The 2,978-nt window shown below is 70.5% G+C and carries 2 protein-coding genes and 1 pseudogene; 2 read left to right on the top strand and 1 reads right to left on the bottom strand.

Annotated features, from left to right (window positions below):
* Window positions 1-225, bottom strand: a pseudogene (locus K0M70_RS14735) (hypothetical protein); the annotation flags it as partial.
* Between the two features lie 47 nt (window positions 226-272).
* On the opposite strand from K0M70_RS14735, the gene K0M70_RS14730 reads away from it, so the two are divergent.
* On the top strand, window positions 273-2,300 hold the full coding sequence (locus K0M70_RS14730) for a hypothetical protein (RefSeq protein ID WP_290783216.1): 2,028 nt from the start codon (window positions 273-275) through the stop codon (window positions 2,298-2,300).
* Window positions 2,301-2,311: 11 nt separating this feature from the next.
* A complete protein-coding gene (locus tag K0M70_RS14725) occupies window positions 2,312-2,926 on the top strand; it encodes a YdbL family protein (RefSeq protein ID WP_290783214.1) in 615 nt (204 codons plus the stop codon).
* The last annotated feature ends 52 nt before the right edge of the window (window positions 2,927-2,978 follow it).

The raw sequence follows: 2,978 nt of genomic DNA, 5'->3' as shown, positions 1-2,978 counted from the left end.
CGGCCCGCCCAGCCCGCCCTGCCCAAGCCCGCCCAGCCGCCCCCCCCCTGGGCCGGCGGGCATGGGGGCGCCCAACCCCCAGCGGGCCGGCCCGGGGCCGCCCCGGCGACGCGCTGCCGCCAGGGTGCCGGCATGTTCGACCTCGGCCGGCAGCACCGCAAGCGCCTGCCGCACGAAGGCCGCGCTGACCGGGTCGTCTTCCAGCAGCAGCAGGCGCGGGTTCATCGCGGGCATCGTTTAATCGCTCCATCGAAACCACTTATGCTGGCAGCATGCGGCGACCCGCCACGCTCGGCAAGATGCTACTGATTGGCCTGCTCGTGCTGGCCACGCTGCCCGCGCAGGGCCGCGTGCTGCGCGCGCAGGTGGAGTCGGTGCGCACCGGCGTGGGTTCGCTGCAGGGCGTGGACGTGGTGCTGGCCTGGCCCGACGGCGCCAGCAGCGGCACCCTTGAAATGCGCGTGGCAAAGCTTGAAATGCCGCTGCTTTCGCACCGCTCGCGCGACCTCGCCTGGCGCTGCCCGCTGCAGCGCACCGACGACGGCGGCTGGTCGTGCAGTGGCGCGCTGCAGGCGACCGGAGCCGCACCGGGCCGGCTTTCACTGGCCATCCTTCCGACATCTACCCGCGCACAATTCGAAGTCGGCAAACAGCTGATTTCCTACGAATCGTCGGCCGCTTCTCCCGATCTCTCGCGCATTCGGCTCGAGGCCATCCCGGTGGCGTGGCTGCAGGCCTATCTCGCCTCGCTCTGGGCCGACGGGCAATGGACCCAGGGCAGCGTGGCGGGGCGGCTGGACGTGATCGCACCGCAAGCCGGCCCGTTCCAGGTGCAGGCCCGGCTCGAGCTTGATGACATCGGCCTTGAAACCCCCGACGGCTGGCTGGCGGCCGCAGGGCTGTCCACGGGGCTTGAGATCGACTACAGCGAGCGTGGCGCCGACACCCGTGTGCAGGCCGAACTCAACACGCGCGGCGGTGAGCTCCTGGCACAGGGGCTGTATGCACAGCTTCCGGCCAGCCCTGTCCAGGTGCGCGTCACTGCCGAGCAGCGCGGCGCACGGCCCTGGACGCTGCCGGCTTTCTCATGGCGGGACGGGCAGGTGCTGCAGGCGCAGGGCAGTGCCGAACTGGACGCGTCGTCGGAGGTGACCGCACTGGCGCTGGACCTGTCGCTGGGCGACCTCGCCGTGGCGCGCGACCGCTACCTCAGTGGCTTCCTGGCGCCCGCCGGTTTCGCCGACCTGGTGTTGTCGGGCCAGACGAAGGCCCGGCTGTCACTGCGCGAGGGCAGGCTGCAGGCGATGGCCGTGGACGTGGACCAGGTGACGGCCGTGGACCCGCGCCAGCGCTTCATCCTGGCGGGTCTGGACGGCAGCCTGCGCTGGACCGCGGGCACGACGCCGGTGGCCAGCCGCCTGGCCTGGCAAAGCGGCGCGCTTTACGGCATCGGCCTTGGCCCGGCGCAGTTTGATTTCAACAGCGCCGACGGCGAACTGGCGCTGGTCAAACCCAGCCGGATCTCGGCGCTGGAAGGCAGCGTAAGCCTGGACGATCTGCGCTGGCAGCCGCCGCTGGGTGAGGTCGGCACCCGGTTCCAGCTGGGGGCCACCCTGGACGCCCTGGACCTGGGCAGTCTTTCCCAGCGGCTGGGCTGGCCGCCGTTCACCGGTTCGATCGCCGGCCGAATTCCGGCCGCTCGCTACCAGGACGGTTTGCTCACCCTGGACGGCGGCCTGGCCATGCAGGTGTTCGGGGGCAGCGTGGCGCTGTCCGAGCTGGTGATGGAGCGACCGTTCGGCATCGCTCCGACGCTGTCGGCCGACATCGCCATCCAGGACATCGACATGGAGCCGATGACCGCCGCCTTCGGCTTCGGCACCATCACCGGACGCCTGGACGGGCGCATTGCCGGGCTGCGCATGGTGGACTGGTCGCCGGTGGCGTTCGACGCCCGGCTGCAGACCGACCCGGCCTGGAAGGGACGCCGGCGCATCAGCCAGCGCGCGGTGGAGGATATTTCCAAGGTGGGCGGCGCGGGCCTGGTGGCCGGGCTGCAGACCCAGGTGCTCAAGCTGTTCGACGATTTCGGCTATGCGCGCATCGGCCTGGCCTGCCGCCTGCGCGACAACGTGTGTGCGATGGACGGCGTTGGTTCAGCCGGTGATGGCTATACCATCGTGGAAGGTTCCGGCCTGCCGCGCATCCAGGTGGTGGGTTTCAGGCGTCGCGTCGATTGGCCAACCCTTGTTGCCCGCCTGGTGGCGGCCACCGAAGGCCAATCGCCTGTCATTCAATGAAGGAGTTCACCGTGGGCTTGAAGAAACCGTCGTACCTTTCCTCGACGCTGATGCTGGCGGGCGTGCTGGCCCTGGGCGCCTGCGTCACCATCAACGTTTACTTCCCCGCCGCGGAGGCCCAGCAGGCGGCCGAGGAGTTCGTCGAGAAGGTGCTGGGCGACGACCTCACGCCCGCCCCGACCGAGGCGGTGAACCCGCAGTCGTTCCAGGCGCCGGCGCGCCGGTCCTTTGATTTCGCTTCGCTGTTCATCAGCTCCGCGCACGCCCAGAGCGCCGACATCACCATCCGTACCCCGGCCATCCAGGCCATCCAGGACCGCATGGCCGCGCGTTTCCAGGCCAGCCTGCAGGCGCAGTTCAGCTCCGGCGCGCTGGGCTTTGGCAAGGACGGCCGCGTGGTGCTGCGTGACGCCACGAAGGTCAGCCTGAAGGACCGCGTGGCCGTGACCCAGCTGGTGGCCGAGGAGAACCGGGACCGCGACGCCGTCTACCGCGAGATCGCCGTCGCCAACGGCCATCCCGAGTGGGAAGCGCAGATCCGCGAGACCTTCGCCAGGCAGTGGGTGGCCAGCGCCCGCGCGGGCTGGTGGTACCAGGCCGCCGACGGCAGTTGGAAGCAGAAGTAAGCCCATCGGCCGGCCCGGCGCCGGACAACAATATCCAGGCGGGGGGGGGGGG

This window comes from Arenimonas sp., from assembly GCF_019459675.1.
Taxonomy (GTDB): domain Bacteria; phylum Pseudomonadota; class Gammaproteobacteria; order Xanthomonadales; family Xanthomonadaceae; genus Arenimonas.
Note: the sequence above shows the minus strand (reverse complement) of the source record. Positions and strands in the feature narration are given on the sequence as shown.